This window comes from Caulifigura coniformis (genome assembly GCF_007745175.1).
Classification (GTDB): domain Bacteria; phylum Planctomycetota; class Planctomycetia; order Planctomycetales; family Planctomycetaceae; genus Caulifigura; species Caulifigura coniformis.
This window is the reverse complement of the sequence record NZ_CP036271.1, coordinates 582,292-607,581: the sequence shown is the minus strand read 5'-3', so window position 1 is coordinate 607,581 and position 25,290 is coordinate 582,292. Positions and strand designations below refer to the sequence as shown.

At 64.5% G+C, this 25,290-nt stretch carries 18 protein-coding genes; 7 read left to right on the top strand and 11 right to left on the bottom strand.

The features are described 5' to 3' along the window. The first annotated feature begins 40 nt into the window (after positions 1 to 40). Together Pan44_RS02430 and Pan44_RS02425 are read left to right on the top strand one after the other, a co-directional pair. Positions 41 to 1,063, top strand: a complete 1,023-nt coding sequence (locus Pan44_RS02430) for a 2-oxoacid:ferredoxin oxidoreductase subunit beta (protein WP_145026888.1) — start codon at positions 41 to 43, stop codon at positions 1,061 to 1,063. Between the two features lie 144 nt (positions 1,064 to 1,207). Then, on the top strand, positions 1,208 to 2,650 hold the full coding sequence (locus Pan44_RS02425) for a cryptochrome/photolyase family protein (protein WP_145026886.1): 1,443 nt from the start codon (positions 1,208 to 1,210) through the stop codon (positions 2,648 to 2,650). 84 nt (positions 2,651 to 2,734) lie between these two features. Here Pan44_RS02425 and Pan44_RS02420 read toward each other — a convergent pair whose 3' ends face one another. Both Pan44_RS02420 and Pan44_RS02415 read right to left on the bottom strand, forming a co-directional pair. Then, positions 2,735 to 4,027 (bottom strand): DUF1501 domain-containing protein, encoded by a 1,293-nt coding sequence (locus Pan44_RS02420; protein WP_145026884.1) that lies wholly within the window; start codon positions 4,025 to 4,027, stop codon positions 2,735 to 2,737. Positions 4,028 to 4,162: 135 nt separating this feature from the next. Then, on the bottom strand, positions 4,163 to 7,501 hold the full coding sequence (locus Pan44_RS02415) for a DUF1553 domain-containing protein (RefSeq protein WP_197453775.1): 3,339 nt from the start codon (positions 7,499 to 7,501) through the stop codon (positions 4,163 to 4,165). A 269-nt stretch (positions 7,502 to 7,770) separates the two neighbouring features. Here Pan44_RS02415 and Pan44_RS02410 point away from each other — a divergent pair, with 269 nt between their 5' ends. Then, positions 7,771 to 8,193 (top strand): hypothetical protein, encoded by a 423-nt coding sequence (locus Pan44_RS02410; protein WP_145026880.1) that lies wholly within the window; start codon positions 7,771 to 7,773, stop codon positions 8,191 to 8,193. 69 nt (positions 8,194 to 8,262) lie between these two features. On the opposite strand, the gene Pan44_RS02405 is transcribed toward Pan44_RS02410, so the two are convergent. The 8 genes from Pan44_RS02405 to Pan44_RS02370 all read right to left on the bottom strand — a co-directional run bounded on the left by Pan44_RS02405 (position 8,263) and on the right by Pan44_RS02370 (position 19,012). Next, positions 8,263 to 9,351 carry an NHL repeat-containing protein gene (locus tag Pan44_RS02405; RefSeq protein WP_145026878.1) on the bottom strand — a complete coding sequence of 363 codons (1,089 nt, stop codon included), beginning with the start codon at positions 9,349 to 9,351 and terminating at the stop codon, positions 8,263 to 8,265. 77 nt (positions 9,352 to 9,428) lie between these two features. Further along, positions 9,429 to 10,766 (bottom strand): Gfo/Idh/MocA family protein, encoded by a 1,338-nt coding sequence (locus Pan44_RS02400; protein ID WP_197453774.1) that lies wholly within the window; start codon positions 10,764 to 10,766, stop codon positions 9,429 to 9,431. Positions 10,767 to 10,825: 59 nt separating this feature from the next. Next, positions 10,826 to 12,247 carry a DUF1501 domain-containing protein gene (locus Pan44_RS02395; protein ID WP_145026874.1) on the bottom strand — a complete coding sequence of 474 codons (1,422 nt, stop codon included), beginning with the start codon at positions 12,245 to 12,247 and terminating at the stop codon, positions 10,826 to 10,828. A 39-nt stretch (positions 12,248 to 12,286) separates the two neighbouring features. After that, positions 12,287 to 15,367 (bottom strand): PSD1 and planctomycete cytochrome C domain-containing protein, encoded by a 3,081-nt coding sequence (locus Pan44_RS02390; protein WP_145026872.1) that lies wholly within the window; start codon positions 15,365 to 15,367, stop codon positions 12,287 to 12,289. Between the two features lie 126 nt (positions 15,368 to 15,493). Further along, entirely contained in the window at positions 15,494 to 17,062 is a 1,569-nt protein-coding gene (locus Pan44_RS02385) for a sulfatase-like hydrolase/transferase (protein WP_145026870.1), read from the bottom strand. 86 nt (positions 17,063 to 17,148) lie between these two features. Then, complete coding sequence (locus tag Pan44_RS02380; protein WP_145026868.1) at positions 17,149 to 17,511, bottom strand: cupin domain-containing protein; 363 nt, start codon at positions 17,509 to 17,511, stop codon at positions 17,149 to 17,151. Positions 17,512 to 17,519: 8 nt separating this feature from the next. Then, the gene (locus tag Pan44_RS02375; protein ID WP_145026866.1) at positions 17,520 to 18,119 is read right to left on the bottom strand and encodes an ASCH domain-containing protein; all 600 of its coding nucleotides are present in this window, start codon (positions 18,117 to 18,119) and stop codon (positions 17,520 to 17,522) included. A 44-nt stretch (positions 18,120 to 18,163) separates the two neighbouring features. Continuing rightward, positions 18,164 to 19,012: a sugar phosphate isomerase/epimerase family protein gene (locus Pan44_RS02370; RefSeq protein ID WP_145026864.1), complete on the bottom strand. Its 849-nt coding sequence runs from the start codon at positions 19,010 to 19,012 to the stop codon at positions 18,164 to 18,166. A gap of 1,036 nt (positions 19,013 to 20,048) precedes the next feature. On the opposite strand from Pan44_RS02370, the gene Pan44_RS02365 reads away from it, so the two are divergent. The 4 genes from Pan44_RS02365 (at position 20,049) to Pan44_RS02350 (ending at position 24,153) form a co-directional block, all read left to right on the top strand. Next, positions 20,049 to 20,603 carry a hypothetical protein gene (locus tag Pan44_RS02365; RefSeq protein ID WP_145026862.1) on the top strand — a complete coding sequence of 185 codons (555 nt, stop codon included), beginning with the start codon at positions 20,049 to 20,051 and terminating at the stop codon, positions 20,601 to 20,603. A gap of 194 nt (positions 20,604 to 20,797) precedes the next feature. Beyond that, entirely contained in the window at positions 20,798 to 21,823 is a 1,026-nt protein-coding gene (locus Pan44_RS02360; protein WP_145026860.1) for a hypothetical protein, read from the top strand. Positions 21,824 to 22,016: 193 nt separating this feature from the next. Next, entirely contained in the window at positions 22,017 to 22,793 is a 777-nt protein-coding gene (locus Pan44_RS02355; protein WP_145026858.1) for a hypothetical protein, read from the top strand. A 469-nt stretch (positions 22,794 to 23,262) separates the two neighbouring features. Continuing rightward, positions 23,263 to 24,153, top strand: coding sequence for an alpha/beta fold hydrolase (locus tag Pan44_RS02350; protein ID WP_145026856.1), 891 nt, complete (start codon positions 23,263 to 23,265; stop codon positions 24,151 to 24,153). A 35-nt stretch (positions 24,154 to 24,188) separates the two neighbouring features. Here Pan44_RS02350 and Pan44_RS02345 read toward each other — a convergent pair whose 3' ends face one another. Continuing rightward, positions 24,189 to 25,094, bottom strand: coding sequence for a hypothetical protein (locus tag Pan44_RS02345; RefSeq protein WP_145026853.1), 906 nt, complete (start codon positions 25,092 to 25,094; stop codon positions 24,189 to 24,191). Between the last annotated feature and the right edge of the window lie 196 nt (positions 25,095 to 25,290).

The window sequence follows — 25,290 nt, the reverse complement described above, 5'->3', positions numbered from 1 at the left end:
CAAATCCAGGCCGCGAACCCTCCTCTGGAATCCGGAAACCATGTCGACCATCACCCCGCTTCCTGTTCTGACTCCGAAAGACTTCGCCAGCGACCAGGAAATCCGCTGGTGCCCGCGGTGCGGCGACTACTCGATCCTCGCGCAGGTGAAAAAAATCCTGCCAACGCTCGGAGTTCCTCGCGAGAAGTTCGTGTTCGTGTCCGGCATCGGCTGTTCGAGCCGCTTTCCGTACTACCTGAACACCTATGGAGTCCACGGTATCCACGGCCGGGCGCCGGCCATTGCCACCGGCCTCAAGCTGTCGCGGCCCGACCTGCAGGTGTGGGTCATCACCGGGGACGGCGATGCTCTGTCGATTGGCGGAAATCACCTGCTGCACGCCATCCGCCGGAACGTGAACCTGAAGATCCTGCTGTTCAACAACCAGATCTACGGCCTGACGAAAGGGCAGTACTCGCCGACCAGCCCGCAGGGACAGAAGACGAAGAGCACTCCCTTCGGCGCGGTCGACCGTCCGCTGTCACCGCTGTCGGTCGCCATCGGAGCGGGGGCCACCTTCGCCGCCCGGAGCGTGGATGTCGACATCCAGCACCTCACGATGGTTCTCGAACGGGCAGCCCACCACGAAGGGACGGCGTTCGTGGAGGTCTACCAGGACTGCAACGTGTTCAATACCGGCGCGTTCGAATACGCGTCCGACAAGGCGACGAAGAATGAACACTGCATCTACCTCGAGCAGGGAAAGCCGCTGGTGTTCGGCAAGCAGGGGGAGAGGGGCGTTCGTCTGAACGGCAAGGGGCTGCCGGAGATCGTGGACGTCGCGTCGATCGCCAGCGACGACCTCTTGTTCCACGATGAACAGGCCGATGATCCCAGCCACGCGTTCCGGCTGGCACAGATGCGCTGGCCGCTGAGCCCGGAACCGATGGGCGTGTTCCGGGCGGTGTCGCGGCCAACCTTTGACGGGGCCGTCGTCCAGCAGGTGCAGGATGTCGAAGCCAAACTGGGACCAGGCAACCTGGATGAGCTGTTCGCCGGAGCCGAGACGTGGGAGGTCGTCTGACCGCGCACGAAGCCGCCGTCCGACAGCAGATCGCGGCTTTCTCCCGGAGGAGCGTGACAGGCGCACGGCATTTGCGGTTGAGGACTCGCCCCGTCGGAATGGACTGGACGACGGGTTTCCTCTTCCGGAAGCGTGAATCGACCGATGTCGCAGACTGCAGTGATCTTATGGCTTCGCCACGACCTTCGTCTCAGCGATCACGCGGTACTGGAGAGCCTGGCCCGGCGGGGCGGTCCGGTGATTCCCGTCTTCATCCTCGATGAAACGGCGGAGGGGGAATGGCCCCCGGGCGGAGCCTCGAAGTGGTGGCTGCACCACAGCCTGGAGAAGCTGGACGACGACCTGAAATCGCTCGGCTCGCGTCTCATCCTGCGGAACGGCCGGACCGAGACTGAGCTTTCCAGGCTCGCGGACGAGACCGGGGCCACGGCCGTCCACTGTCATCGCCGTTACGAACCGGCCGCGAGGAAAATCGAACGCGACGTCGCCACGCGGCTGACAAAGGACGGAGTGGAGTTCGAATCGTTCCCGGGACACCTGCTGTTCGAGCCCGATGACATCCGCACGCAGCAGGACAGGCCGTACCAGGTCTTCACGCCGTACTGGAAGGCCTGCCAGAAACGGGCGTCGACAATCGACGCTCCGCTCGGCAAGCCCCGTTCGTTGAACGTTCCATCGAAATGGCCACGCTCGGAAGCGCTGAGCGACCTGCAACTCCTTCCGACGATCCCCTGGGACAGGGAATTCGGAGACGTCTGGACACCCGGTGAAGCAGGAGCCCACGCCCGGCTTTCGGCCCTCCGGAAATCGATCGCCGACTATCCCACCGAACGCAACCGGCCCGACCACGAAGGCTCATCCCGCCTGTCGCCGCATCTCCATTTTGGCGAGATCAACCCACGGCAGGTCTGGAAGGCCGTTCACAAGTGGATCGATGACGGCGTCGTCACGGCGGCCGCCGCGAGCGTGTTCCTCGCGGAACTCGGCTGGCGCGAATTCACGCATCATGTGCTGCACCATTTCCCCTTCACTCCGAAAACGGCGCTGCGGGAAGAGTTCCGCCGGTTCCCGTGGAAGCACAGTCAGTCGTACGAACGGGCCTGGCAGCGCGGCCTCACCGGCTATCCGATCGTCGATGCGGGCATGAGACAGTTGTGGCGGACCGGCTGGATGCACAACCGCGTCCGCATGATCGTGGGCTCTTTCCTGACGAAAGACCTGCGACACAACTGGCTCGACGGCGCCCGCTGGTTCTGGGACACGCTCGTCGACGCCGACCTCGCGCAGAACACGTTCAACTGGCAGTGGGTCGGCGGCTGCGGGGCCGATGCCGCTCCGTACTTCCGGGTCTTCAATCCCACACTGCAGGGCAAGAAGTTCGACCCCGAAGGGGCCTATGTCCGGAAATGGGTGCCCGAACTCGTGAACTGCCCGACGAAGTGGATTCACGAACCGTGGGCGGCACCGACCGCGGACCTGGCGCAGGCCGGCATCACGGCGGGAAAGGATTATCCCGAGCCGATCGTCGATCACGCCGAAGCACGGGATGACGCTCTCGAAGCACTGAAGAGCCTCAAGAATCGCTGACCGGTGAGTGAGGGCCTCAGTGCCCGTCATCAAGCTGCCGGGCGACCTCCGACGTTCGCACTCAACCGGCCGCTCGCCGGCCGCTCAGCCGAACAGTTCGGCGATCGGTTCGCCGCCATCGGTGATCGGAACGGGGCGGTCGTCGGCGTAGAGCTCGAGATGCGCATCGATCCCGAGGGCGGCGTACATCGTCGCGTGCATGTCGGGCACCGAAATCGGGCGCTCGACGATGTTCATCGCGAGGTCATCCGTCACCCCGATCGCCTGGCCCGTCTTCAAGCCGCCGCCGGCCATCGCGACACTGAAACATTTGCCATGATGTCCGCGTCCTCCCTGGCCATCGAACGCCGCCGGGCGGCCGAATTCGCTGGCGACGACGATGAGCGTCTTGTCGAGCAATTTCGTGCGTTCGAGATCCTGGACAAGGGCCGCAAGCGCCTGGTCGAGTTCCCGGATCAAAAGGTGCTGATTGTTGATCCCCTCGTTGTGGACATCCCAGCCGGTGCCGTTGAGGAAATTGAGATTGTGGGAGACCTCGATGAAGCGGACGCCCCGCTCGATCAGCCGCCGCGAGAGCAGGCAGCGCTGCCCGAACTCGCCGCCGTACTGGTTGCGGATGGCAGCCGGCTCGTTGTCCATGGCGAAGGCGCCCATGAACTCCGGCCCGGCGAGACGCTGCGCCTCGCCGATGAGCTTGTCGTAGTCTTCACGGGCCCGGTCGCCCTGGAAGTTCTGCCGCTGGATGCCGCGCATCCTGCTGAGCAGATCTTCCCGGCGGGCGATGCGCCGCGTCGTCACATCCGTCGGCGGCGTAAACGCCTGCGGGCCGCGCGTCGTTTCCAGCAGGTAGACATAGCCGGCATTCGCGCCGAGAAAGCCAGGGCCGCGGCTGGGGCTGGGATAGCCGATCAGAACGTACGCGGGAACTCCCTCACCGGCCGCCTTGCGATGCTCGGCGATCACCGAGCCGCACGAGGGATACATGACTGTTTCGCTCGTGGGACGCCCGGTGTGCATGCGGTTGGTCGCCGCAGCATGCTCATCGATGACGTCGTGGTTGACCGTCCTGAGGAGCATGAAGCGATCGAGCAGGTGGGCCGTCTGCTCGAGATGCTCGCAGACCTGCACGCCGGGAATGGCGGTGTCGATCGACCGGTAGAGCGAGCCGGGCTTCTTGTCCTTGGCCTTGTTGTCGCCGAGGCGTTTCGGATCCCAGGTGTCGATCTGGCCGCTCCCGCCGCCGAGCCAGACCATGATGCAGTGCTCGGCCTTCCCTTTGGGCGCCGGAGGCCGGGCGGCATCGCTGGCGCGGAGAGCGATGGGGGCCATCGCGGCCGTGGCGGCGGAGGTACGCAGGAAGTCGCGGCGGGTGGGCATGACGGGAGTTCAGGCTTTCGCCTGCTTTCAATCAACAACCGGCTTTCAGGTCGTCACAACAGGGCAGCAGCGGACTGCATCGTTTCTTTCAGTCAGTCTTCTCTGTCGGCGGACAGCCTGAGCGCTGAACACCAACTAGGGCACAAACACAAACTCTGGCGAATTCAGGATCGTCCAGACGACATCTTCGGCCCGTTCGCGCCAATCGGCGGTGAGGCGGGCCGTCGCGGGATCACCCTGCTCGACTTCGCGGGCGATCTCGACCTTGATCTCGTTGGAATCGGGTTTCAGGTGGTTGGACCAGGTCACGCCCATCTGGCGCGGCGGCCCGGGCATGCGGATGGGGGCATCGGGAACGACGCGTGAAGCGAACCCTTCCTGCAGGACCTCGGCGAAGAGCGTCCGCTCCTCATCGGAAGGCTTGCGGGTGAGGATGATCTCAAAGGCGCGATCGACGAATTCGGCTTCCGACTTCGATTCGAGCGCGGCCTGGGTGAAGCGGCTGTCGTCGGAAAATCCGACCGCCCGGCGGCCGACGACGCCATTCTCGAGCAGTGCGGGCTGCAACGGCGAGCCATCCTGAGGACGGACGCTGAGCGAGTCCTGCCGCGACGCACGCCAGCCATAGGCCTCGAGCACATCGATGAACGTCTGGGCGGCCGGGAGAGACAGGCTTGGCCGGTCGCGCTCATTCGACAGCGACGTGAACTGCCAGGCGCGGCGGGGAATGCCGAGCGTGATGGAGGTATTCTCGTTGCGCCCGCCATCGAGATCGACGCTGAGTTCTTCGGTGTTGAACGGCTTGCCGGCGGCGGTGAACAGCGAGTCGATGATCTGCTCCGCCGACATGCGGCGGGCCGTCGGCCCGGCAAACAGCTTCGCGTTGTCGAAGCCCGATTCGGTCTGCCGCTGATAGGCCTCGGAGGTGAGGATCAGGCGGGCCAGGTGTTTGAAGTCGTAGCCGCTGGAGACGAACTCGCGGCTCAGCCACTGCAGGAGTTCCGGGTGGGACGGCTCGGGATGCTCCCAGTCGTCGATCGGCTCGACGATTCCCCGCCCCATGTAGCGATGCCACAGACGATTGACGAGCACCTCGGAGAAGCGGTCGTTCGAGGGAGAGGTGAGCCACGCGGCGAGCGACTCCCGCGTGTCCTTGGCATTGCGGACCCAGCCCGCCGGCGGCGAGCCGGGAATCTTGTCAGCGAACGGCCAGGCGGGCTCGATGACTTCGCCCGGCTTGAGCGTGATCTGGATCAGCGGCTTGCGGGCCCCTTCGACTACGGGAACGGTGCTGGTCTTCGGAAGCTTCTCGGAATCGCGCTTGATGAGAGCGGCGAGTTCGAAGAGGTCCCGCTGGGTGAAATCGTGATACGGCGCATCGTGGCAGCGGGCGCACTTCATGTTCATGCCGAGGAGACCCTGGGCGATGATGCCGGCCTTGGCCGCGTTGGGCGCATCGTTCTGCGAGGCGACAGCAAAGCCCGCCGTGCCGCCGTAGCGCTCGCTGCCTTCCATGAGGACCAGTTCGGTCACGAAGCGGTCGAACGGCTTGTTGTCGAGGAATGATTCGTGAATCCACCAGCGGAACGGCCCGGTGTTGTTCAGGGTCGGGTTGACGATGTTGGGATTCTCGGCGAGGACATCCTGCCAGTAGGCGGTCCAGTGGTCGGCCCATTCGTTGGACGCCAGAAGGCGGTCCACGAGCTTCGTCCGGCGTTCCGCAGGAGCATCGGCAAAGTAGGCAGCGACGTCTTCCCGCGTGGGAATACGGCCGACGACGTCGAGCGTCGCCCGGCGCAGAAAGGCCCAGTCGTCGATGGTCGGCCGCGGCTTCACTCCGGCCTTGTCGAGCCCCGCGTCGACGAAGGCGTCGATCGCGGAGCGTCCCGGCTGCGATTCCGGGACAGCAATGACGGGCCGGGCGGCAATGCTCTCGCGGGCCTCGGCGTGGCGTTTCGCCCAGTATTCCGTTTCGGCCGCGCCGGCCTTCGCGCGGCGTTCCTTGTTGAGTTCGAGAATGCGATCGCGTTCGCGGAACGCGAAGCCGCGCCACGATTCATCCGTGAGCGGAATCGCATCGGTATAGGAGAGGACCTCGAATTCGCCGGGAGCCCGCTCGATGCAGATGGACAGTTCGCCAAACTCCGGACGGCGTTTCTTTCCGCCGGCATAGGCCTCGAACGTCACCTTCTGCGGAGATCCGGTCCCTTCGATCATCACGGCCGTCTCGCGGTCGCCCGGCTGGGGAACGCGGATCTTGTCGGAGACAGTGCTGACCATGTCGTAGCGGTCGTTGTGGCCATCGGAACGATTCGGCGCGAAGCTCACTTCCGCGACGAGCTTGTCGTCGATGAACAGCCGCGAGGCGCTGCGCGAGCGGATCAGCAGCCGCTGCGGGCCTTTTCCGAAATTCACGAGCCCCGACTGGCGCATCATCATCGGCGTCGCGCGATTGTCGCGGACGCCGCGGGACGTGTAGGCCGCGGGAACCTCGACCGTCGCCCAGTGATCCTGGGTGTAGCTCTCAACCGGCGTCGGGATGCTGAAGTCCCAGCTCGGCTTGTCGGGGATTCCGTAGAACAGTTCGACGAGCAGTTTGCCGTCGGGAAGCGGATCGGGCGTCACGTAGGACGGAGGCCGCACCCGTTCATAGCGATCGAGCAGTTCGTCAACGGGGACCTCCCCGCGATAGACGACGAGTTGATCGATGCCCCCCTGGAATGCCGATCCGGAGCCGCCCCCCATCGAGGCGCCGATCCAGACTTCGTCGTTGTCGACAACCGGGCCGTTCTTCGTCGGTCCGCCGTAACCGGCCCAGGTCCCCTTCACCGCCTCACCGTCGATCACCCCGCGGATCGAGTTCGGATCGCCGAATGTGTAGGTCACGGCGACATGATGCCAGCTGCCATCGACGGCGAAACCGGTCGAGGAATCCCAGCGATGGAACTCGGCCTTGGCTTTCGGTTCCTCCGGCGCTCCGCGGAAGAGAAAGCTGATCGCCCCGCCAGCCGCCGAACCCGCGATCCTCAGGGCGTAGTTCTGATTGTCTTTCGCGACGCCGTCGTTGCCGGTGCGGCCTTTACCGACGACGTACATCGTCTGGCCGTTGCCTAGCGTGATCGGCTGGACCCAGGCCTCGATGGTGATCGTGTCGCCCAGTTTGAAATCGAGTGGGCTGTCGTCGCCGGGGTCCTTGATGACCAGCCGGCCTGCTCCCGCGCCGCCCGGGAGAGCGACAGCGGTGTTGGCGGGGTTGAACTTTGGAAAATGCGGCGGCCGGGGTCCTTCGCCCTTGAGGTTCAGCTTCCCGACGACGGATTCCTTCGCGACTTCGCCGTCCTGCTCGAACGACAGCGAAAGAACAGAACGGGGCCTGGCCACCTCGTCCGTATCATTTCCCGAGTCGTTGCCGGCGGTCTGGGCCAGCAGCGACGAAGCGGCAACCAAATACACACAGACAGAACCGAACGCCATCGCACTCCCCCAATGAGGCCAGTGACCAGATATCGTCCGAAGCGGCATGCGATGTTGCAAGGGAGAACCGGCGGCCGGAACCAAAGTGAACGAAAGGGGTTCCGAATAAAAAGGGCCCGTCGTTTCTGCTGGACTCTGCCTGCTGGAGATCCGGGGCGTGCGGGGGGCAAATTCTGGTCGTGACGCCCTTCGGTGGTGGCCCCGTGTGCAGTGGGGGAATAAGCTGGAAAGTGGGTTCTCTGGGGCATCGATTCTGATGAGGCTACACCATGTCGCGGGTCCGAGTGGCTGCTGTGGTTTCGGCGGCGCTGGCAGTCGTCGCAGGCGTCTTTCCCTCACCGTTTTCAGTCATTGCGAAAGACGCACCAGCCGCGAAACCGGGCGCTCAATCCGACGGGCCCCGCCGCGTGCCGCAGCACTTCGGAAAGCTCGACCTGACCGGCGACCAGAAGACCCGGATCTATGCGATCCAGGACCAGTACGAACATCGCATCGATGCGCTGCTCAAGGAGATTGAAGACCTGAAACTGCAGCGGGACGGCGAGATCGAATCGGTGCTGAGCGCCGGGCAGCGGTCGGAACTGAAGAAGATCCTCGACCAGGCAAAGGTGGAACGCGTCCAGCGCAGCAGGGAAACGGAGGCTGCGAAGAAGGCGTATGACGCGATCAAGAAGAAAGCCGAGAAGAAGTAGGCTTTCAATGCGAACAGTCCCCGGGGGGAGCCCCCGGGGACTTTCTTGATGCAACGAATGGAAAAGGGGTCAAACCCGTTTGAGCCTGCTGACGCGGCCTGTTGCGACCCACTCGGCAACGTAGATGTTCCCCTCGGGATCGAAACAGGCGTCGTGCGGGTGGACGAACTTGCCGGGCTTCCAGGTCTCCGGCTTGCCGCGGTTGGCCCGTTCCGCTTTGGGCGAGCCGCCCAGCCGGGCGACCACTTCGTTCTTCCCATTCAGGATCGAAACCTGGGCCCCGAGTTCCGGAACCAGGAGGAGCTCGCCGAGCGTGTCGAGGTTGGCCGGCAGCTCGAAGCCCGTCAGCGTTTCGAGATACTTCCCGTCAACCGTGAGGTACTGGAGCGTGTGATTGGCTCGGTCGCAGATGGCGACCGACGGAGTGCGGCCGGGCCGGGCGTCGTAAACGATGCCGTGGGGCGTATTGAACCCGCCCTTGCCGCCCCCCTTCATCGATTCCGGGCCGCCCCAGTGGCTCTTCCAGTTGCCGTCCCTGTCGTAGCGGTGGACGACATAGCCGCCGTAGCCGTCGACCAGCAGGAAGTCGCCGTCCGGCAGGAACGTGAAGTTGGTTGGCAGAAAGCGGTCGCGGCCCCACTTCTTCTCGGGCATCGTGTCTTCACCGTCGGCATACACGCCCGACTTCATCGGCGCGTGATGCTTCCAGACGGTTTCGCCTTTCAGCGTGAGCTTGGCGAGCGCCTTCACCTGCTGGTAGGCGCAGACATAGAGGTATTCGGTTCCGTTTTCATCATGAACCTCGATGCCGTGGCCGCCTCCCTGGAACTCGGAACCGAACGACGTGACATACTTGCCGTCCTTGTCAAACACGAAGATCGAAGGATGTTCGGGCTGGTCGACCTTCCCTTCATGGATGACGTAGAGATTGCCGGCCTTGTCGACGGCGACGTTGTGAGTCGTCTGCCAGGTGAACTGCTTCGGCAGCTGCGGGAAGTCGTGCGTGACTTCGTACTTGAAGTCACCTTCGCCCATGATGATCTGTGAATCGCTTTTCGAAGCGGTAATGACGGCGGGAGCGGCAAGCAGGGCCGCGGAGCCAGCGGCGGCCCGGGCCAGGAATTCACGTCGGGAGGAAGACTGCTGCGAGCGCGGCATGAAGGACTCCAATTCGGTGTCTGGAGCAGGAAGGATGCGAATCGTGAGTATCTCGGGGGCGTGGCGCTGTCGCCAGTTCATGCCCAGGGTGCGCGAGACTCGCTCTTCTTCAACAATTGATCGGCGTCGGAGTCGTCAATGACCGACTCACTCTTCGCATCCCAGCGGAGCGGCCGCTTGAGCGAGAAGGAAACGTAACCGAGATGTCCGGGCGTGATGGAGCGATGCGCCTGCTCGGCCGGCGCGATGCACGCGGCCCGCGAGCGAACGCAGTTGAGGAAGTTCGCAACGTGGCTGCCGGTCGGTCCGGCCACCCATTCGCCGCGGTCGAAGGACTTGTCGAGCAACGCCGCATTCGAGCACTTGATCTTGCCGCGAGTCACCCACAGCCACCCGTTCTCGCCAATCCACTTCGTCCCTTCGGTGACTTTTGTCGAGATGCGCGACGTGATTCCTCCCGCGTACTCGCAGGCGATCTCATAGTCGACGGGCGTGTCGTAGATATCGACGTCCGGCGTCGTCCAGCCGACCGACTCGACACGCGTCGGTCCGCCCAGTTCCTCGCCGATGGCCCAGTGCGCGATGTCGTTATGGTGACCGATCCAGTCCATCAGCACGCCGCCGCCATACGCCCTTTGCCCGCGCCACCAGCGGTGATGGCGGGCGTTCATGTACGGGAGCTTCGGCGACGGGCCGCACCAGCGGTCATAGTCCAGCCCGGCCGGCGGTGTTTTCACCTCCGTTGAGCCCATCGGTTTGTCGTAGCCGGGAGGAAGTCCCACCTCGATGGATCGGATCTTTCCCAGGTGGCCGTTGCGCACGATCTCGGCGGCCTGCTGGAACAGGGCATCGGAACGTTGCTGCGATCCGGTTTGAAACACGGCTTTCCGCGCCGCCACCTCACGGTAGACGGCCTGCCCCTCCGCGAAGAGATGCGTCACGGGCTTCTCACAATAAACGTCTTTGCCACTGCGGAGGGCATCGAGCGTGATTGCCGCGTGCCAGTGATCCGGAGTCGCCACGAGGACGGCATCCAGATCCGGGCGGTCGATGAGTTCACGATGATCGCCCGTGACGAAGCAAGGTTTTCCTGGCTGACCGCTGCGCGCCTGCTCAGCCTTGTCGACGAGTTCCCGGGCGGGCGTCGATCCGAGGCGCGGGCCCTTGCCGTTCTCGAACTCGCGGTGATGCTCCGGATGCACATCACACAGCGCAATCACCTGGGCGTCGGGCAGCTTCAAAAGATCCTTGAGCACCTGCGTGCCGCGTCCGCCCAGACCGATGACCCCGATGGTGATGCGCTCGGACGGAATCTTTCGCCCCAGACCAAGCGCACTGGCCGGGATGATGATCGGCGCGGCCAAAGTTGCTGCGGTCTTCAGGAACCCGCGGCGATCGATCCGACGAGCACTCATGAGCATTCATCCTCAGGGACCGAACTGGCTGGTTCCATCGCGACCCGCTGCATGCAGGACTACGCCAACAGCTCCTTCACCACATGCCCATGCACATCCGTGAGCCGGAACTCCCTACCGGCGTGCTTATACGTCAGTCGTTCGTGGTCGAAGCCCAGGCAGTGCAGGATCGTGGCCTGCAGGTCATGCACATGAACCGGATTCTCGGTGATGTGGAACCCGAAGTCGTCGGTTGCCCCCCAGGTCATTCCCGGTTTGATTCCGCCGCCGGCCATCCACATCGTGAACGCCTGCGGGTGATGGTCGCGGCCCATCGCGCGGCCGAGAGCGGGGTTCGTTTCGACCATCGGCGTCCGTCCGAATTCCCCGCCCCAGATCACAAGGGTTTCGTCGAGCAGGCCACGACGTTTGAGATCCGTGACGAGGGCGGCCGTCGCCTGATCGGTCGCCTTGCAGTTGTTCTTCGTATTCCCCTCGACGTTGGAATGGGCGTCCCAGCCTTCGTGGAAAATGTTCACGAATCGCACGCCGCGTTCGATCATCCGCCGGGCCAGCAGGCACGACCGGGCGTACGAAGGCTTGGCCGGGTCGCAGCCGTAGAGCGCGAGCGTTTCGGCAGTTTCCGTGGCGAGATCGGTCAGCTCCGGCGCGCTCGACTGCAGCTGCGACGCCATCTCAAAGGAGGCGATGCGGGTGGCGATCTCGGAGTCGCCCGTCGCTTCGAGGCGGCGCGCATTCAGCCGGTTCACGAGGTCATAGGTCTCCTGCTGAAGCGAATCCGTCACCCCTGCCGGATTCTCGACATTCAGGATGGGCGGGCCGGATGAGCGGAAGCGCGTGCCGGTGTAGAGCGTCGGCAGGAATCCGCTGGACCACAGCGCGCTGCCGCCGGAGAGACCAGACCCGGTGCTCATGACGACGAACGAAGGGAGGTTCTGGGTTTCCGCGCCGAGGCCGTAGATGGCCCAGGAGCCGAGGCAGGGCCGGCCGGGCTGCGAGAACCCGGTGTTGAAGAAAATCTGGGCCGGAGCGTGGTTGAACTGGTCGGTCGTGACGCTCCGAACGATGCAGAGGTCGTCGGCCACCTGCGCCAGATGCGGCATGGCGTCCGAGATCTCCGCTCCCGATTCGCCATGCTTCGCGAAGGCGAAACGCCCTCCCATGACGGCCGCATCGGGCCGGATGAACGCATACCGCTGGTTGCCGATGATCGAGGCCGGCAGCGGCTTCCCTTCCAGCCGCGTCAGTTCGGGCTTGGGAGTAAACAGTTCCAGCTGGCTCGGCGCTCCAGCCATGAAGAGGTGAATGACCGCCTTGGCGCTCGGCTGGAAATGCGGCGTACGGGCTCCGAGCGGCGCTTCCGGCGCCGCCTGGGCCGGACGAGCGAGCGACTGCGTGAGCAAACCGGCCGCGGCCATTTTGCCGAGGCCGATGCCGCAGTCGCGGAGGAAATAACGGCGGGGGATGTTGTTGATGTTCATGGCTTCTTCAGGCGAGCTGCCGGACAACCGGTCGTGTCGTCAGTTTCTTGTGACGGCCTCATCCAGGCTCAGAACGACCCGCGCCAGTGCGATCCACGCAGCCAGTTCAGGGGCGGTCTCATCCTGCACGGCCGCGAGTTCACGGGCCTGCGTCATCTGTCCTTTGAACGCCGACCGCTGATGATCGACGAATGCGGTCAGGTCGCTGACTTCGGAGTCGTCCGGCCGGCGCGTGAGCACCAGCCGGAACAGCGCAGTCGCCTTCGCGTGATCGTCTCCTTCGATCTGCAAAGCGCGTCGTCCCAGCGATCTCGCGATCTCCAGGAACATCTCGTCGTTCAACAGGGCGAGGCTCTGCAGCGGCGTGTTGGAGACGTCGCGACGCGCGAGGCAGGCTTCGCCGCTCGGTCCGTCGAACGTGGTGTACATCGCGAAGGGCGCCGTCCGCTTCATGAACGTGTACAGGCTCCGGCGGTAGCGGTCTTCGCCCGTGCTGGGCTCCCACTTGAAGGCGCCATAGGCCGCTTCGGTCACGCTGTTCGGCTGGGGCGGCTTGACGGGGGGACCGCCGACTTTGCGGGACAGGAGACCGCCGGCCGCGAGGGCCGAGTCTCGGATGATCTCCGCCTCCAGCCGCAGCCGTGCCCCGCGCGAGAGGAGAAGATTCGAAGGATCTTTCTCGCGGGCCAGCGGCGTGACCACCGACGACTGCCGATAAACGCTGCTCATCACGATCAGCCGATGGATGTGCTTCAGGTTCCACCCGCTCTCCATGAACTCGATGGCCAGCCAGTCGAGCAGATCGGGATGGGAAGGAGTGTCCCCCTGGAAGCCGAAATCCTGCACGGTGGCCACGAGCCCCCTGCCAAACAGGGCGGCCCATTGCTGGTTGACGACCACCCGTGCCGTGAGCGGGTTGTCGCGCGCCACGAGCCAGCGCGCGAACGACAGGCGGTTCTTCGGAGCCCCTTCCGGGAACGGATTGAGGAAAGCCAACGTCACCGGCGGAACTTCCTCTTTGGCCTGCAGCCATTCGCCCCGGTGATGCAGATGGGTCGGCCGCGGGTTGCCGGCAGGACGTTCCTGGAACACGAGCGTCGACGCGTCCGGCCGTGGATGCAACTGCTTGCGGATCGCCTCAACCGGCTTGGCCAGTTCCGGAGCCTGAAGCAGGAATGCCAGACGCAGCGTACTCAACTCGGCGTCCGTCAATTCGCCGGACGGGCTGGCCAGCAGTTCCTCCGCCTCGGGGCTGATGTCGCGAACCGGCGTCTCCTTCGCCGTCGTCAACGACAATCGAAATTTGCCAAGCGACGACGCGAAGTGCCTCGCAAAGAGCATTTCGAGTTCGAGCGAGTCGATGTCGATCGGTTCGGTGAACCGGAAAACGGCGACATGCCGCTCGGCCGGGCGGTCGGCCACGCCCCAGCCCGACTGCAGGTTGTCATCAATGGCCATGTCCGCCGTGGCGGGGGTCGCGCCGAACGCGTTCTTCGCGTAGCTCGCCTCGGCCGAGGCAAACTTCACCGCCTGCCCGTTCGCTTTCATGACGAGGTTCGCGAGGAAGAAGTCGCCTTTCTTCCCTTCGTAGTACGTCATCCCGGGGCCGCCTCCCGGAAGGAGCGGATCAGGCAGGGCCTCGATGCGCAGCGCCGTGGCGGCCTTCACCGCGGGGCTCGCGGCGATGCGATAGGTGTCCTGCTTCGTGGTGTCGCCCGTGACGAAAACGACGTCATCATCGGTGAGCGAGAGGAGCGGCAGATTGGACTGAAGCGACGTCGGATGAATGCGGGTCCACTGCGGAACGCGTCCCTGTTCCTTCGCCAGCCATTCGCGAAACGCGGCTTCGGCCAAGTGGTCCGGAGGGAGGGCAGCCGCGTCGTCCTGACCCGCCCTGCCAGCTTCGGGCGATGCGCCTTTCCGGGGCCTGGCTTTGCGATCGCCTTTCACCACCGACCATTGGGCCGCGAGCGACTTCGCCGTCTCAGCGGTCTTCTCCGGGGAGACGGCATCCACTTTCTGCACGGCCGGCCCGAGCGGCAGTTCGACTTCGTCCGCGTTATTCAGGAAGGCCATCATCCCGAAGTATTCGCGATGCGAGATCGGGTCGTACTTGTGATCGTGGCACTGTGCGCAGCCGGTCGTCAGCCCCAGCCAGGTCGTCCCCGTCGTCGCGACGCGATCGGTCATCGCGTAGAAGCGGAACTCGAGCGGGTCGATCCCCCCTTCTTCGTTCAGCATCGTATTGCGATGGAATCCCGTCGCGATGCGATCGTCTTCGGTCGCATTCGGCAGCATGTCGCCGGCGATCTGTTTCACCGTGAACTCATCGAACGGCATGTTGTCGTTGAACGCCTTCACGACCCAGTCGCGGTAGGGCCAGATGTTTCGCTCGCGGTCCTTCTCATAACCGTTCGTGTCGGCATAGCGCGCCAGGTCGAGCCAGCGGCGGGCCCAGCGCTCGCCGTAGGCCGGGCTGTTGAGCAGACGGTTCACCAGCTGCTCATACGCATCGGGCGAAGCGTCGTTGACGAACGCATCCGCCTCGTCGGGAGTCGGCGGGAGACCAGTCAGGTCGAGGCTGACGCGACGGATCAGCGTGTATCGATCGGCCTCCGGGGAAGGCGACAGTCCGGCCCCCTTCAGGCGGGTCACGATGAAATGGTCGATTGGTGTGCGTGACCACGATTCTCCCGGGATGTCCGGAACGTCGGGCCGGGTCGGCGGGACGAATGCCCAGTGCGGCTCCCAGCCCGCTCCCTGCGCGACCCATTTCTGCAGGATCTCGATCTCGCGCGGCGTCAGGTCTTTCTTGGCCGACGGCGGCGGCATCCTTTCGTCGGCGTCGTCCGACAGGATGCGTCTCAGGGCTTCGCTCTCTTCCGCGTGCCCGGCCACGAACGGCCGGTTCCCCTCGTGGTCGTTAAAGAGCCCCTCTTTCGTGTCGAGTCGCAGTCCGGCTTCACGCGTGGCCGGGTCGAAGCCGTGACACTTGAAGCAGTGGCTCGAAAGGATCGGCCGGACGTCACGGCTGAAGCTGATGGGACCATCGGCCGCGCGGCACACCGTGACGTGCAACAGGCTCCAGGCCGCGATCAAAGTGACGAAGCAACTCCGCATGCGTTCCCCCGAACCGCCGGATTCCGTTGACGCGCTCACCCGCGCGGAACTCTTGATTATAGCCACGAATCGCAGCGGCTTTCACCGCGAAGGCGCTGAGGGCCGGGGAATTCCCGAGACGCCGTTTCAGCTCTTTTCTTTGCCGGCCGCCGGAGGGTCGCTTCGCATAGCGCGGGTGACAGGCAGGCGGTCAACGAAGCCCGACTCCGTCCGCCGGAGTTCTTCAACCGCTTTGGCCCGCAGACTCCTGAGCAGTTCCTCGTGTTCGGGCCGCAGTGCGAGATTGGTCAGTTCACCCGGGTCGGCCTGCAGGTCGTAGATCTCTTCCATTTCTCCCGCAACGAGCGTGCGGATGTATTTGTGCCTGCCATAACGGATGGCGATCCAGCGCGGTACGTTCCCATGGAATATCGAATCGTCCGTCGGGATCGCATCGCATTCCGATCCATATTTCTGGCCCATATCCTCGAAGAGGGCCACACGCGGCGCTTCGATCCGCTCAGGGTCAGCCAGAAGCTCACTGAGGTCGCGACCGTGCATTTTCCAGGGGACTTCAACCCCCGCGGTTTTCAGGATGGTCTGGACGAGATCCGGCCCCGTGACCGGCGATGAACAGACTTTGCCGGCCGGGATCTTCCCGGCCTGTGCGACGATCAGCGGCGAGTTGTAGGTCGCTTCGTAGGGAGCGAGCTTGCTGCGAAATCCGTGTTCGCCCATCCCGAAGCCCTGATCGGCGGCGAAGACGATCAGCGTGTTTTCGAGCTGCCCCGACTCCTTCAACGCAGTCAGCACCTGGCCAATCCCTTCATCGAGCGCGCGGCCGCATTCGTTCATCTGCCGGACGAAGTCGGCGTAAGTCTTCCGTCGTTTTCCCGCTTCGTCTCCGAAGGTCTCGCCGCTTTTGCCAGCGTAGATCTCGCCGTCCTCGCCTTTCACCCAGGCCTGACTCCGGTCGAGATACGCCGGCTTCTCGGGGCGTGGTCCGAGGATGTCGGATGGAAGCTCGACGGGAGCGTTTCGATAGAGCCCCTTGTGCCGCGGCGCGGGCGTCGACGGGCCGTGGATCGCGCCATAACACAGCCAGAGGAACCACGGCTTGTCGGCCGTTCGACCTTCTCCGCGGATGTAGTCGCAGGCCCATTGGGAGTAGTTGTCCGTCGAGTAGCCGTCGACATGCTTCTCGACGCCGTTCCAGTCAACGATCTGGTCGACGTAGTAGTTGCCGGCATTGCTGGCGCGCTTCGGACGGTTCCAGACGATCTGGTAGTCCCAGTCACGGCCGTACCCGGCATCCGTTCCCGTGTGCCATTTCCCGATCTGGGCCGTCTGATACCCCTGCTTGCGCAGGATTCGCGGCCAGAACGGGCACTTCTCGGGATCGTAAGAACTGCCGGGGTACACCCCCTGCATGGTCATCGACTCGATCGCGTGGGGATGCCGGCCCGTGAGGAGCGTGGCGCGGGAAGGCATGCACCAGGCGCCGAGATAGCAGTGCTCAAAGCGAACGCCGCTCCTGGCAAGGGCATCGATATTCGGCGTCTCGACCCATTCCCACGACTGCGGATAGCAGCGGATCGTGCGGGGGTTCTGGTCGTCGCTGAAGAGGAACAGGATGTTGGGCCGGGCGTCGGCGGCCGCAGCCTGGCCGACGACCAGTCCCAGCGACCACACCACAACAATGAGAGCAGCTCGCATCGGAAAACTCCCGGTCAAGTGGCCTCAGTCGTCCAGTCTTCGGGCCTCGCCGTGCAGTCAGGGCATGCAGCTCAGGGGGTGTCGTACTACGGCGTCTCGTCGCGGTGCACGGTGTCCGGGCTGAATGCCGGCAGGCAGATGGCGATGTATTCGGCCCCGTCTGGCGTTTCGTACTTCACCCATTCTCCGGGCGCCGTGATCACCGCCTGCCCGGCGGGGACTTCGAGCACGCCCGCTTCATGATGGACGCGCACCGTCCCCTGAAGCACCACGGTGATCTCTTCGAAGTCGGGACGCTGGCCCGGCTCGATCCAGCCCGGCGGCGATTTCATGCGGGCGACGCTGACCCCTTCCGTCTGCGTATTCACTCGGCCGACGAACTCTTCGATCCGTTTCGGCTTGTTGCCGGCAGCCTGGACGACGGTGGGAGACGCGATGAGGCGTGGCATCTGTCAGTTCATCCTTTCTTCGACGACGTCCGATCTCGAGAGGGCTTCAGCCACGCGCGACCGCGCGGAGAGAGCCGGTATCCCGGCTGCAGGCTTTCTGTCAGACCCAGGTTCTTCAGCTTCCGCACGTTGGTTTTCAGCCACTCCTTGTCGAACCCGGTCAGTTCGGCCAGTTCGCCGGCGGGCTTTTCTGGCAGCGCCTGGATCGCGCGCAGCACCCGATCGGTCCACGCTCCTGCGGGGCCGGAATCGAGCCGCCCAAGCCGGGTCGCAAGTTCCTCGCAATCGTCGACGCTCAACTCCACCGACTCTCTGAGAGCGATCCGCGGATCGGGGCCGGCCAGCCGGAGACGAATGCGGTACAGCTGTCCGGCTCGATCAAGACAGAGCTTTCGGATCGCCGTTTCGCGATCCGCATGCCCCGCCCGCCGGGCATCCGCATCGGTGATCTCTGCCATCTCGATCGGCTCGACTGCCTCGATCGCCAGAACGCCGACGGCGGTTTTCAGGGTCCCCCCCGTCTTCACCGTCGGCTTGTTCCAGCAACGAAAAGCGATCGAGATCTCCCCTGCCGCGATGCGATCGAGAACATCCCGTTTGATCAACATGCGACCAGCCCCGTTCCAGACAACCGGGAGATCAGAGAGACCGATCAGCCAATTCGCTTCTTCAGCGTCTCCAGCAGTGAAACGGCCTGGCCGATGTCTTTCTTCTGCTGGGTGCGGTCGTGGGCGATTTCGCGTTCGATTGTCAGCGGTCCGGTGTAGCCGAACGACTTGAGGACGCGCAGGTACAGCTCGATGTTGACGTCGCCATCGCCGAGAGCGACTTCGCTGCCCCATTCCTTGCCGCGCACCGCTTCCGCGGCCCACTTCGCGTCCTTGCAGTGGACGCTCTTCACGAACTCGCCGACCTTCATCAGCGCTTCGATCGGGTTGCCGTTGCCGTACAGGATCATGTTGGCCGGGTCGAAGTTGATCGCCAGGTTCTTGCGTTCAACGTCGTGGAAGAACTCGAGCAGGTGGTCGGCCGTTTCCTGTCCGGTTTCGAGATGAATCCGCTGGCCGTTCTTCGCGGCGTGATCGAGCAGGTCGCGGGTGCAGTCGAGCACCCCCTTGTAGGCCGCGCTCTTGCGATCGGCCGGAACAAACCCGATGTGCAGGCCGATGGCTTCGACGCCCAGCAGTTTTGCGAAGTCGGAGATCTCCTTCATTTCCTTCAGCCGGGCCGCGCGGGTTCCTTCGGGAACCAGCCCGACGGTCTCGGCCGTGATCGGAATGGAGGCGTAGCTCTCGCCATCGAAGCCTCCGAAGACGCAGGTGACTTCAATTCCTGCCGCCTTGGTCTTCGCGAGGAAGTCCTTGGCCGCCTGGGGCGTCCGGGAAGCGCCATGCGGCGCGTGGACCTGCACCGTCGGGATCTTCAGGTCCTGGACGACGTCGAGATGGACACCGAGTCCGGCGTCGATGGACGTGAAAACACCGATGGGCCAGTGCGACATGGAACAGACACTTTCAGCAGCAAGAGAGACAACAGCGGCGAGATAACCCCGGCCGGACGGCCCGGATGGCAAGACTGAAGACTTTACCGGGAGAGGAACGGCGCCTCCAGCCAACCACTCAGGCAGCGAGGGCTGGTCACTTTTTCGAGATGGGCCAATTCGCTGTTGGCTTTCGTTATTGCCGCAAAATGACCTGCGGTGACGAGAAACGACTGACTGTGAAAAAGTGACTCGCCCTGCCCCAATCCCCACCCGCCCAAGCACTTCCGACTTCCGAGCCCTCCCGCGCAACCGCCCCCGTCATGATGGAGGACCTATGAACACAACCACCGTCAACCTGTCGTCACACAACCCGGCCCGGCCGGCTCCCTGTCCGCACCACCCACGCTCTCCCGTTCCTTCCACTGAACTTCCGCAGGAAAAGAGGGCGAGGAGTACAGGACCACCCACACAACGCGCCCTCCTTGCTCCCCTCGGTGTCAAACACCTCCGCACTGTTCCCAATCCCTGCCCGGGCAGCAGGGCCGGCGTTCGGGAGCGGGAAGCGTTTCCGGGCCAGCTCTCGGCAGCCAGCCCCCTGCAGGCGGTGTGTGAAAGTGTGACGATTATTCGCGGAAGTCGGGTTGCTCCACGCGTGACGATCGTGCCGTCCGTAGCGATCTTTCAGTCGACGTAAACGCCTGTAACGCCTGACATTCGGAAAATCCACGCCCTGCGGAACATCAGGATGGAAATGACTCATCGCCACGATCCGCCTCCGCCGAATCTGAGGACTGACCGCACGAATCGCGGCCCGATGTCAGGGCCATCGTGCAGGCTTCGGACAGGCCGGTCGTGCGACCGGAGGGGAGATGTCCGATGAAGCAAGCGGCAGGGAGGACGCCTGATTCCGGGGCACATCACTCGCCCGCGGTGCGCGCCGTCGCGGCCGGGGACGGGTTTTGGGGGAATGCCTGGACGGACGCGCGAAGGCGCGGTCGTTCAACGGGCGGACGGTCTCACTGTCGTCGTGGTTTTCGTTCTCAAGGAGGGGAACATGGTTCGCAAGTCACTTCTGGGCGCGATGGTGCTGTCGGCATCCGTCGCGTCGAGCGCCCGGGCGCAGGATTTCACGCCCCCGGCGCTGCCTGATCTTTCCGAAGCCCGACCGATCTCGGTCGAGAGCGCCGCGCCGATCCGTACGGCGAGCAACGTGCACCAGGCGCCGGTGGCCGTCGCCCCGGCGACTGGGGCTCCCGTGGTCGCGGCGCCCGGCGGGAATGTCGTCGCCCCGCTGCCCACGGCAGGCCCGGCCTGCCAGTATCCGCAGCTGAATGCTCCGCTCTATCCCTCGCCGCAGCAGAACGTCCCGCACTGGGCCGGCGGCTCCATCATCACCAACCAGGCCCTCGCTCCGCACGAGATGCTGTACCCGCACAAGTATCATGCGATGTACGGCCCGTTCTACTACCGCGTTCGCGGGCACTGGATCATGACGCCGTTCGGCATGCGGCAGCATGAGCAGTGGGAGCTGCAGGGCACCGAGGTCAAGGTGAACTACCGTTCGAGCTACGCTCCGTTCTCGGGGTTCCATCCCAAGTGCCTCTGGTAGATCCGGCTCGCCAGCGAGCCTCTCATGCGGCTGATGCGCCTGCCTGGGCAGTGTGCGCGGTCGCCTGCTGATTCCGATGGCCCATGTTCCGCCGGCAGGCGCTGACGCCCGCACGGAGCGCGACATGGAGACGTGTTGTCGAAACAGACCCGTCGAACCAAATGATCCAGGAGCCAGAGATGGCCTTTTTGAAGATGTCCTCTGCACTTCGCGGCAGCCTCGCGGGGCTTGTCGCGGTCGCCGCCTCGTCGGCGACGTTCGGCGCGGAAGCCGAAGGTGTCGTCCGCATTCGCAGCAATGACCAGCAGGCGACAGGCACGGTGATCCGCGGCCAGTCGCCGGACAGCTGCCTTCCGTTTGTCCCGGCGATCTCGTCGGCCAACACCCGCGGCGCTGCCCCCTCGGGCACGATGCTGATCACGCCCAGGGAAACGCTGGCCCCCGAGCCGCGCGTCACCGGGACTTCCGGCGAACGCGTCGGCATCGCCAGGATCTCCTCCGAGACCACGATGCCTTCGGCCGAGGAGCCGACCGGCGACTATGCCGGCCTGTTCAGCAGCGAAAGCGCTGCGCCGTTCGACAAGCCGATGCAGTTCGCCGAACTGTCTCCCGCGGAGCCGCAGGCCATGACCGCCAGCAACGGCGCTGTGGAGCAGGCTGGCCACCGCCGGGAAGCCCGCCGCTGCAAGCATGGGCGCGCCGCCGGACAGTGCCCGCAGGGCTGCCCGGCCGAAGCCTGCCAGACCGTTCCGTCGAACTGCCCTCCGGTGTACTACGGCGAATGTCCTCCCGGACATGAGTGCGGATCGCGGGTCGTTTTCGGCCACACCCCGCTGTCCGACAAGCTTCGCTGCCACTGCATCAACCATCGCATGAAGAACCGCCAGACCAGCGACGCCCTGGCCCGCATGTTCCACGAGGACTGCGAAGAGAAGTTCAGCTGGTTCCGTTGCAAGTTCGGGTACTTCTTCCCGAACGGATCGGGCGGAAAGGGAACGGCGGTCGCCGGTCACTACTCGATGGTCTATCCGGTCAATCCGGACTACCAGGATCCCCGCGATTGCCAGGTGTACGCCGCCCAGGGTTACTACGGCCCGGTCGCCGTGCCGCTCGCGCCGGTCGTCAACCACACCTACAACTACGGCTGGGGCGTTCCTTCCAGCCGGTTGACGCCGGTGTCGCACCCGATCGCAGCCCCTTATCCGGCTCCGCAGTACTGATCGCCACGAAGCGAGTCCGCGGGGAATCGTCCTTCGCCGCTCGCTGACTATCGCCTGCCGGGGCGGCTCGCAAAAGTCGCCCCGGCGGAGAACGGCTCCACTCGAATCAACACCGAAGCCGCATGCGTGCTTCGATCCGGACGACCGCCGGACGCGGTCTGCCGCAGGACACATCAAGACAGGGATGTCACCCATGAAACTCGATCAGACCCTTCTCCGGGCGATCCTGGCCGTCGGCGGACTGCTGACGTGCGGGGCCGGCCTGGCGAATGCCCAGGACATCGAAGATGTCGGCATCGTCCGCATCTCCGATCATGCCCCCGCCGCCGCTCCATGCACCAGCGGCCAGTGCAACACCGGCAACTGCCAGACCGGTCAGTGCAACACCGGTTGCCCCAGCGGATATTGTGGGAATGGCTACTGCGGGAACGGCTGCCGCAGCGGCTGCTATCACCGCTGCCGGTGCACCGGACACGTCCATCGCTTCCTGAGCTGGCTCGATCCCCTCGGCGGCTGCGCCCTTCCGCCGGACGCCGGCTGGTCGCCTCCGGGCAAGGTGGCAATGTGGCGTCGCCCGGTTGCGTACAACAAGTTCTTCCCGGACTCCTGGACCGGTTACCCGACCGCTCCCGGTGTCGCCGGAATGCCACGTCCTCAGCAGGTCTACATGCCGACGGACACGACCCAGCTCGGCTTCTACTACCAGCAGGTTCCCCGCTGGCTCCCCGCTCCGGGAATGGTTCCCGCCGCCCCGAATCCGAACGACTGGCATCAGCCGCTGTTCGCAGACGGAAGTGTGGTCGGCGCCTCGGCGACAGGTGTGAACTGCCCGGCCCCGACTCCGGCCGCAGCCCCGGCTGCCGCTCCGGCCCCGGCCGCTGAAACGCCGGCCGCCGATGCTCCGGCCGCTCCGCTGGCCGATCTGTCGGCCTCCGGAGAAACGCCCACGCTTCAGCCGACTCCGCGCTGAACGCTCGCAGGGCGACTGAGTTTCAATGTGTCGTGCGTCGTCGCGGGGCCATGGCCGGCTCGCAAGACCGAGCCATGGCCCGCACGACGGACCGCACGAGAGGTTGAACGACGCCACTGCGATGTGAACGGAAGTCGCGAGCCTCCGGCCGAACGTTGCCAGTGACTTGCATTCGCAGACTCGCCCGCAATCACCATTCGTTTCCACTCCAGCCTGGTCACCGCAAACCGCAAACGATTCGAGCAACTTCACCCGTTGCGATTTGCGATGCCCAGTCTGAAAGCCCCCTTCTGATCCGGAAGCTTTCCGGTCAGGCACTGAAAGAAAACGCACACTCGGAAGCAGTGACCTCTGCCCCTCCAAGGTCCGGGAAGCCGTTTCCCCAAACGGCTTCCCGTTTTTGCGTTGACGGGCCAGTTGCGTTGATGGGCCAGTTGCAAAACAAGCCTGCGATGCGTGAAATCGGGGCATGTCCGATCCTTCGCTCGCCTCCGAGAATCCGCCAGCGCCCGAAGCGTGCCCGCCGCCGCTCGCCTGGCAGGAAGTTCTTCAGGGGGTCGAAGAGCAAGGGGAGTCTTTCACCCACTCCGGCCCGGGGATCGAGCTCAACGGCATTGCCATCGGGGAAGGTCCGCCGCTCTGGTTTCTCGGCGGACTGGCGGGGGACCGCCGGCTGTATTCCCTCATCGCGTGGCTGATGCGGGACCGCTTTCGCTGTCTCGTCGCCGATGCGTCGTGCGACACGCCCCCCAGCCCCGCCGCACTGGTCGCCAGCGTCGCCGACGCCTTCGTCGGCGCATCGCATAAACTCGAACTCGACCGCCCTGCATATTTCGGAACCTCCTTCGGAGGGCAGATCGCTCTCGCGATCCTCGAGCGTCATCCCGACCACGCCCGCGCCGCCATCCTGCACGAGGCGTTCGCCTGCCGCCGGGTCAGCCTGACAGAGCGCCTGATGGCCTGGGGCGCGGGGAAGTCTTCGAAGCTCCTCCGGGAGTTCCCGAGCTGGGGGCAGATCCAGGAAGCCAACCACCGCCGGTGGTTCCCTCCCATTGATCCCTCGCGCTGGAACTTCCTGCTCGATTCCCTGGGCGAAACCTCGGCCCGTCACTGGTCCGTCCTCGCGCGCGGTGCCGCAGCGACCGATCTCGGGCCTGCCCTGCACACGATCAAGGCCCCCGTCCTGCTCCTGCGAACCGAAGGAGATGGCCCCGTCGCGACTCGGGCCGTGAACGAATTGATGGTTTCGCTTCCCGACGTCCGCGAGGAGACTCTGCATACGAGCGGACATTTCGCGTTCCTCACGCACCCCCACCGCGTGGCGAAGATCGTGGCGGGATTCATCAATGGGACGCCCTGAGGCCATCGCATTGCTTTGAGACTCGCGTCGCCCGCTCAGTTGTTTGAGACAGGCTTGGCCGACACCTGCAATGACCCGAAGCCGGCTCTCCCGAGGAGAGGCCCAATCACGGCCGCATTGACGCCGCCCTGAGTCTGAAAGCGAATCGTTTTTGCCGATTCGTCGACCTCGAGAGTTCCATCGATCAGTTCGGGGATTCGTTTCAGCGCCTGCTGTACGGCTTCGGTCGGCGTCCCGGCTCCCTGAAAACGCTGGTACACCACCTCGACCTGGTAGGGGTCGGACGATCGTGACGGAGGCCGCTGTGAGAGCGGGGGCTCAAACGGCCGGAACGGTGGTCGATCGGGCTGCTGCTGGAACTCCGGCTGTCGGGCGCGCACAACGCCCGGCGGGAGCCCGTGAGGCACTTGCAGAGGGGCCGCTGCCGCGTTCACCCTCGTTCGGAAGAATTCTCCGGCAATCCCATAGATGAACGCCGCCGGAACAAACGTGACGACGAACAGGACTCCGCGCCAGAAGAGTCCGCGGGTCGGATTGAAGGCGTTGCGGACGAGGGCCTTGTAGGGGTGACTGTCAGGTTGCCGCATCATGTCGAAGCGGGCGCTTCGCGAGACCAGCATCGCGAGCACCGTTCCCGGATCGCCGAAGATGATCCTGAGAAACGGAACGATGCCGCCGATCAGCACCATGGCGACTCCCGCGAACGCCACGAAGCCGGCGAAGGCCAGTCCGAATCGGGGAATGGGGGCCAGCAGGAGGACTGCCAGAACGACCAGCCATTGCCAGTAGCCGAGATACCAGGGCTTCCCGGACGCGGCCGACCGTGATTTCGACTTCTTCTTCTTTTTCGCAGCCGGAAGGGAGCGTCCGGCCCGGGATGGAGCGAGTTCCAAGTCCAGGGCGAAGTCATCCTCGGGTTCCGGGTCTGGAAGCGTCAGCACTTCCTGGCATCCGGGACATTTCACCCTGCGGCCAGCGAATTCGTCTTTCGCCTGAATGACCTTCTGACAGGTCGAACATTCCACCCGAATCGGCATCTCCTGACCCCATTGCGCAATAGAGGCAGTCCGCGTCCAGCCAGCCTATTGGAGGGCTCGGCCGGAACCAACCCTTTCGGGCCTTCAGCCGAGATGCCAC

Coding starts and splice junctions, on each gene's coding strand:
- Pan44_RS02430 (WP_145026888.1), top strand. CDS start 41: ATGTCGACCATCACCCCGCTTCCTGTTCTGACTCCGAAAGACTTCGCC.
- Pan44_RS02425 (WP_145026886.1), top strand. CDS start 1,208: ATGTCGCAGACTGCAGTGATCTTATGGCTTCGCCACGACCTTCGTCTC.
- Pan44_RS02420 (WP_145026884.1), bottom strand. CDS start 4,027: ATGCCCACCCGCCGCGACTTCCTGCGTACCTCCGCCGCCACGGCCGCG.
- Pan44_RS02415 (WP_197453775.1), bottom strand. CDS start 7,501: ATGGCGTTCGGTTCTGTCTGTGTGTATTTGGTTGCCGCTTCGTCGCTG.
- Pan44_RS02410 (WP_145026880.1), top strand. CDS start 7,771: ATGTCGCGGGTCCGAGTGGCTGCTGTGGTTTCGGCGGCGCTGGCAGTC.
- Pan44_RS02405 (WP_145026878.1), bottom strand. CDS start 9,351: ATGCCGCGCTCGCAGCAGTCTTCCTCCCGACGTGAATTCCTGGCCCGG.
- Pan44_RS02400 (WP_197453774.1), bottom strand. CDS start 10,766: ATGAGTGCTCGTCGGATCGATCGCCGCGGGTTCCTGAAGACCGCAGCA.
- Pan44_RS02395 (WP_145026874.1), bottom strand. CDS start 12,247: ATGAACATCAACAACATCCCCCGCCGTTATTTCCTCCGCGACTGCGGC.
- Pan44_RS02390 (WP_145026872.1), bottom strand. CDS start 15,367: ATGCGGAGTTGCTTCGTCACTTTGATCGCGGCCTGGAGCCTGTTGCAC.
- Pan44_RS02385 (WP_145026870.1), bottom strand. CDS start 17,062: ATGCGAGCTGCTCTCATTGTTGTGGTGTGGTCGCTGGGACTGGTCGTC.
- Pan44_RS02380 (WP_145026868.1), bottom strand. CDS start 17,511: ATGCCACGCCTCATCGCGTCTCCCACCGTCGTCCAGGCTGCCGGCAAC.
- Pan44_RS02375 (WP_145026866.1), bottom strand. CDS start 18,119: ATGTTGATCAAACGGGATGTTCTCGATCGCATCGCGGCAGGGGAGATC.
- Pan44_RS02370 (WP_145026864.1), bottom strand. CDS start 19,012: ATGTCGCACTGGCCCATCGGTGTTTTCACGTCCATCGACGCCGGACTC.
- Pan44_RS02365 (WP_145026862.1), top strand. CDS start 20,049: ATGGTTCGCAAGTCACTTCTGGGCGCGATGGTGCTGTCGGCATCCGTC.
- Pan44_RS02360 (WP_145026860.1), top strand. CDS start 20,798: ATGTCCTCTGCACTTCGCGGCAGCCTCGCGGGGCTTGTCGCGGTCGCC.
- Pan44_RS02355 (WP_145026858.1), top strand. CDS start 22,017: ATGAAACTCGATCAGACCCTTCTCCGGGCGATCCTGGCCGTCGGCGGA.
- Pan44_RS02350 (WP_145026856.1), top strand. CDS start 23,263: ATGTCCGATCCTTCGCTCGCCTCCGAGAATCCGCCAGCGCCCGAAGCG.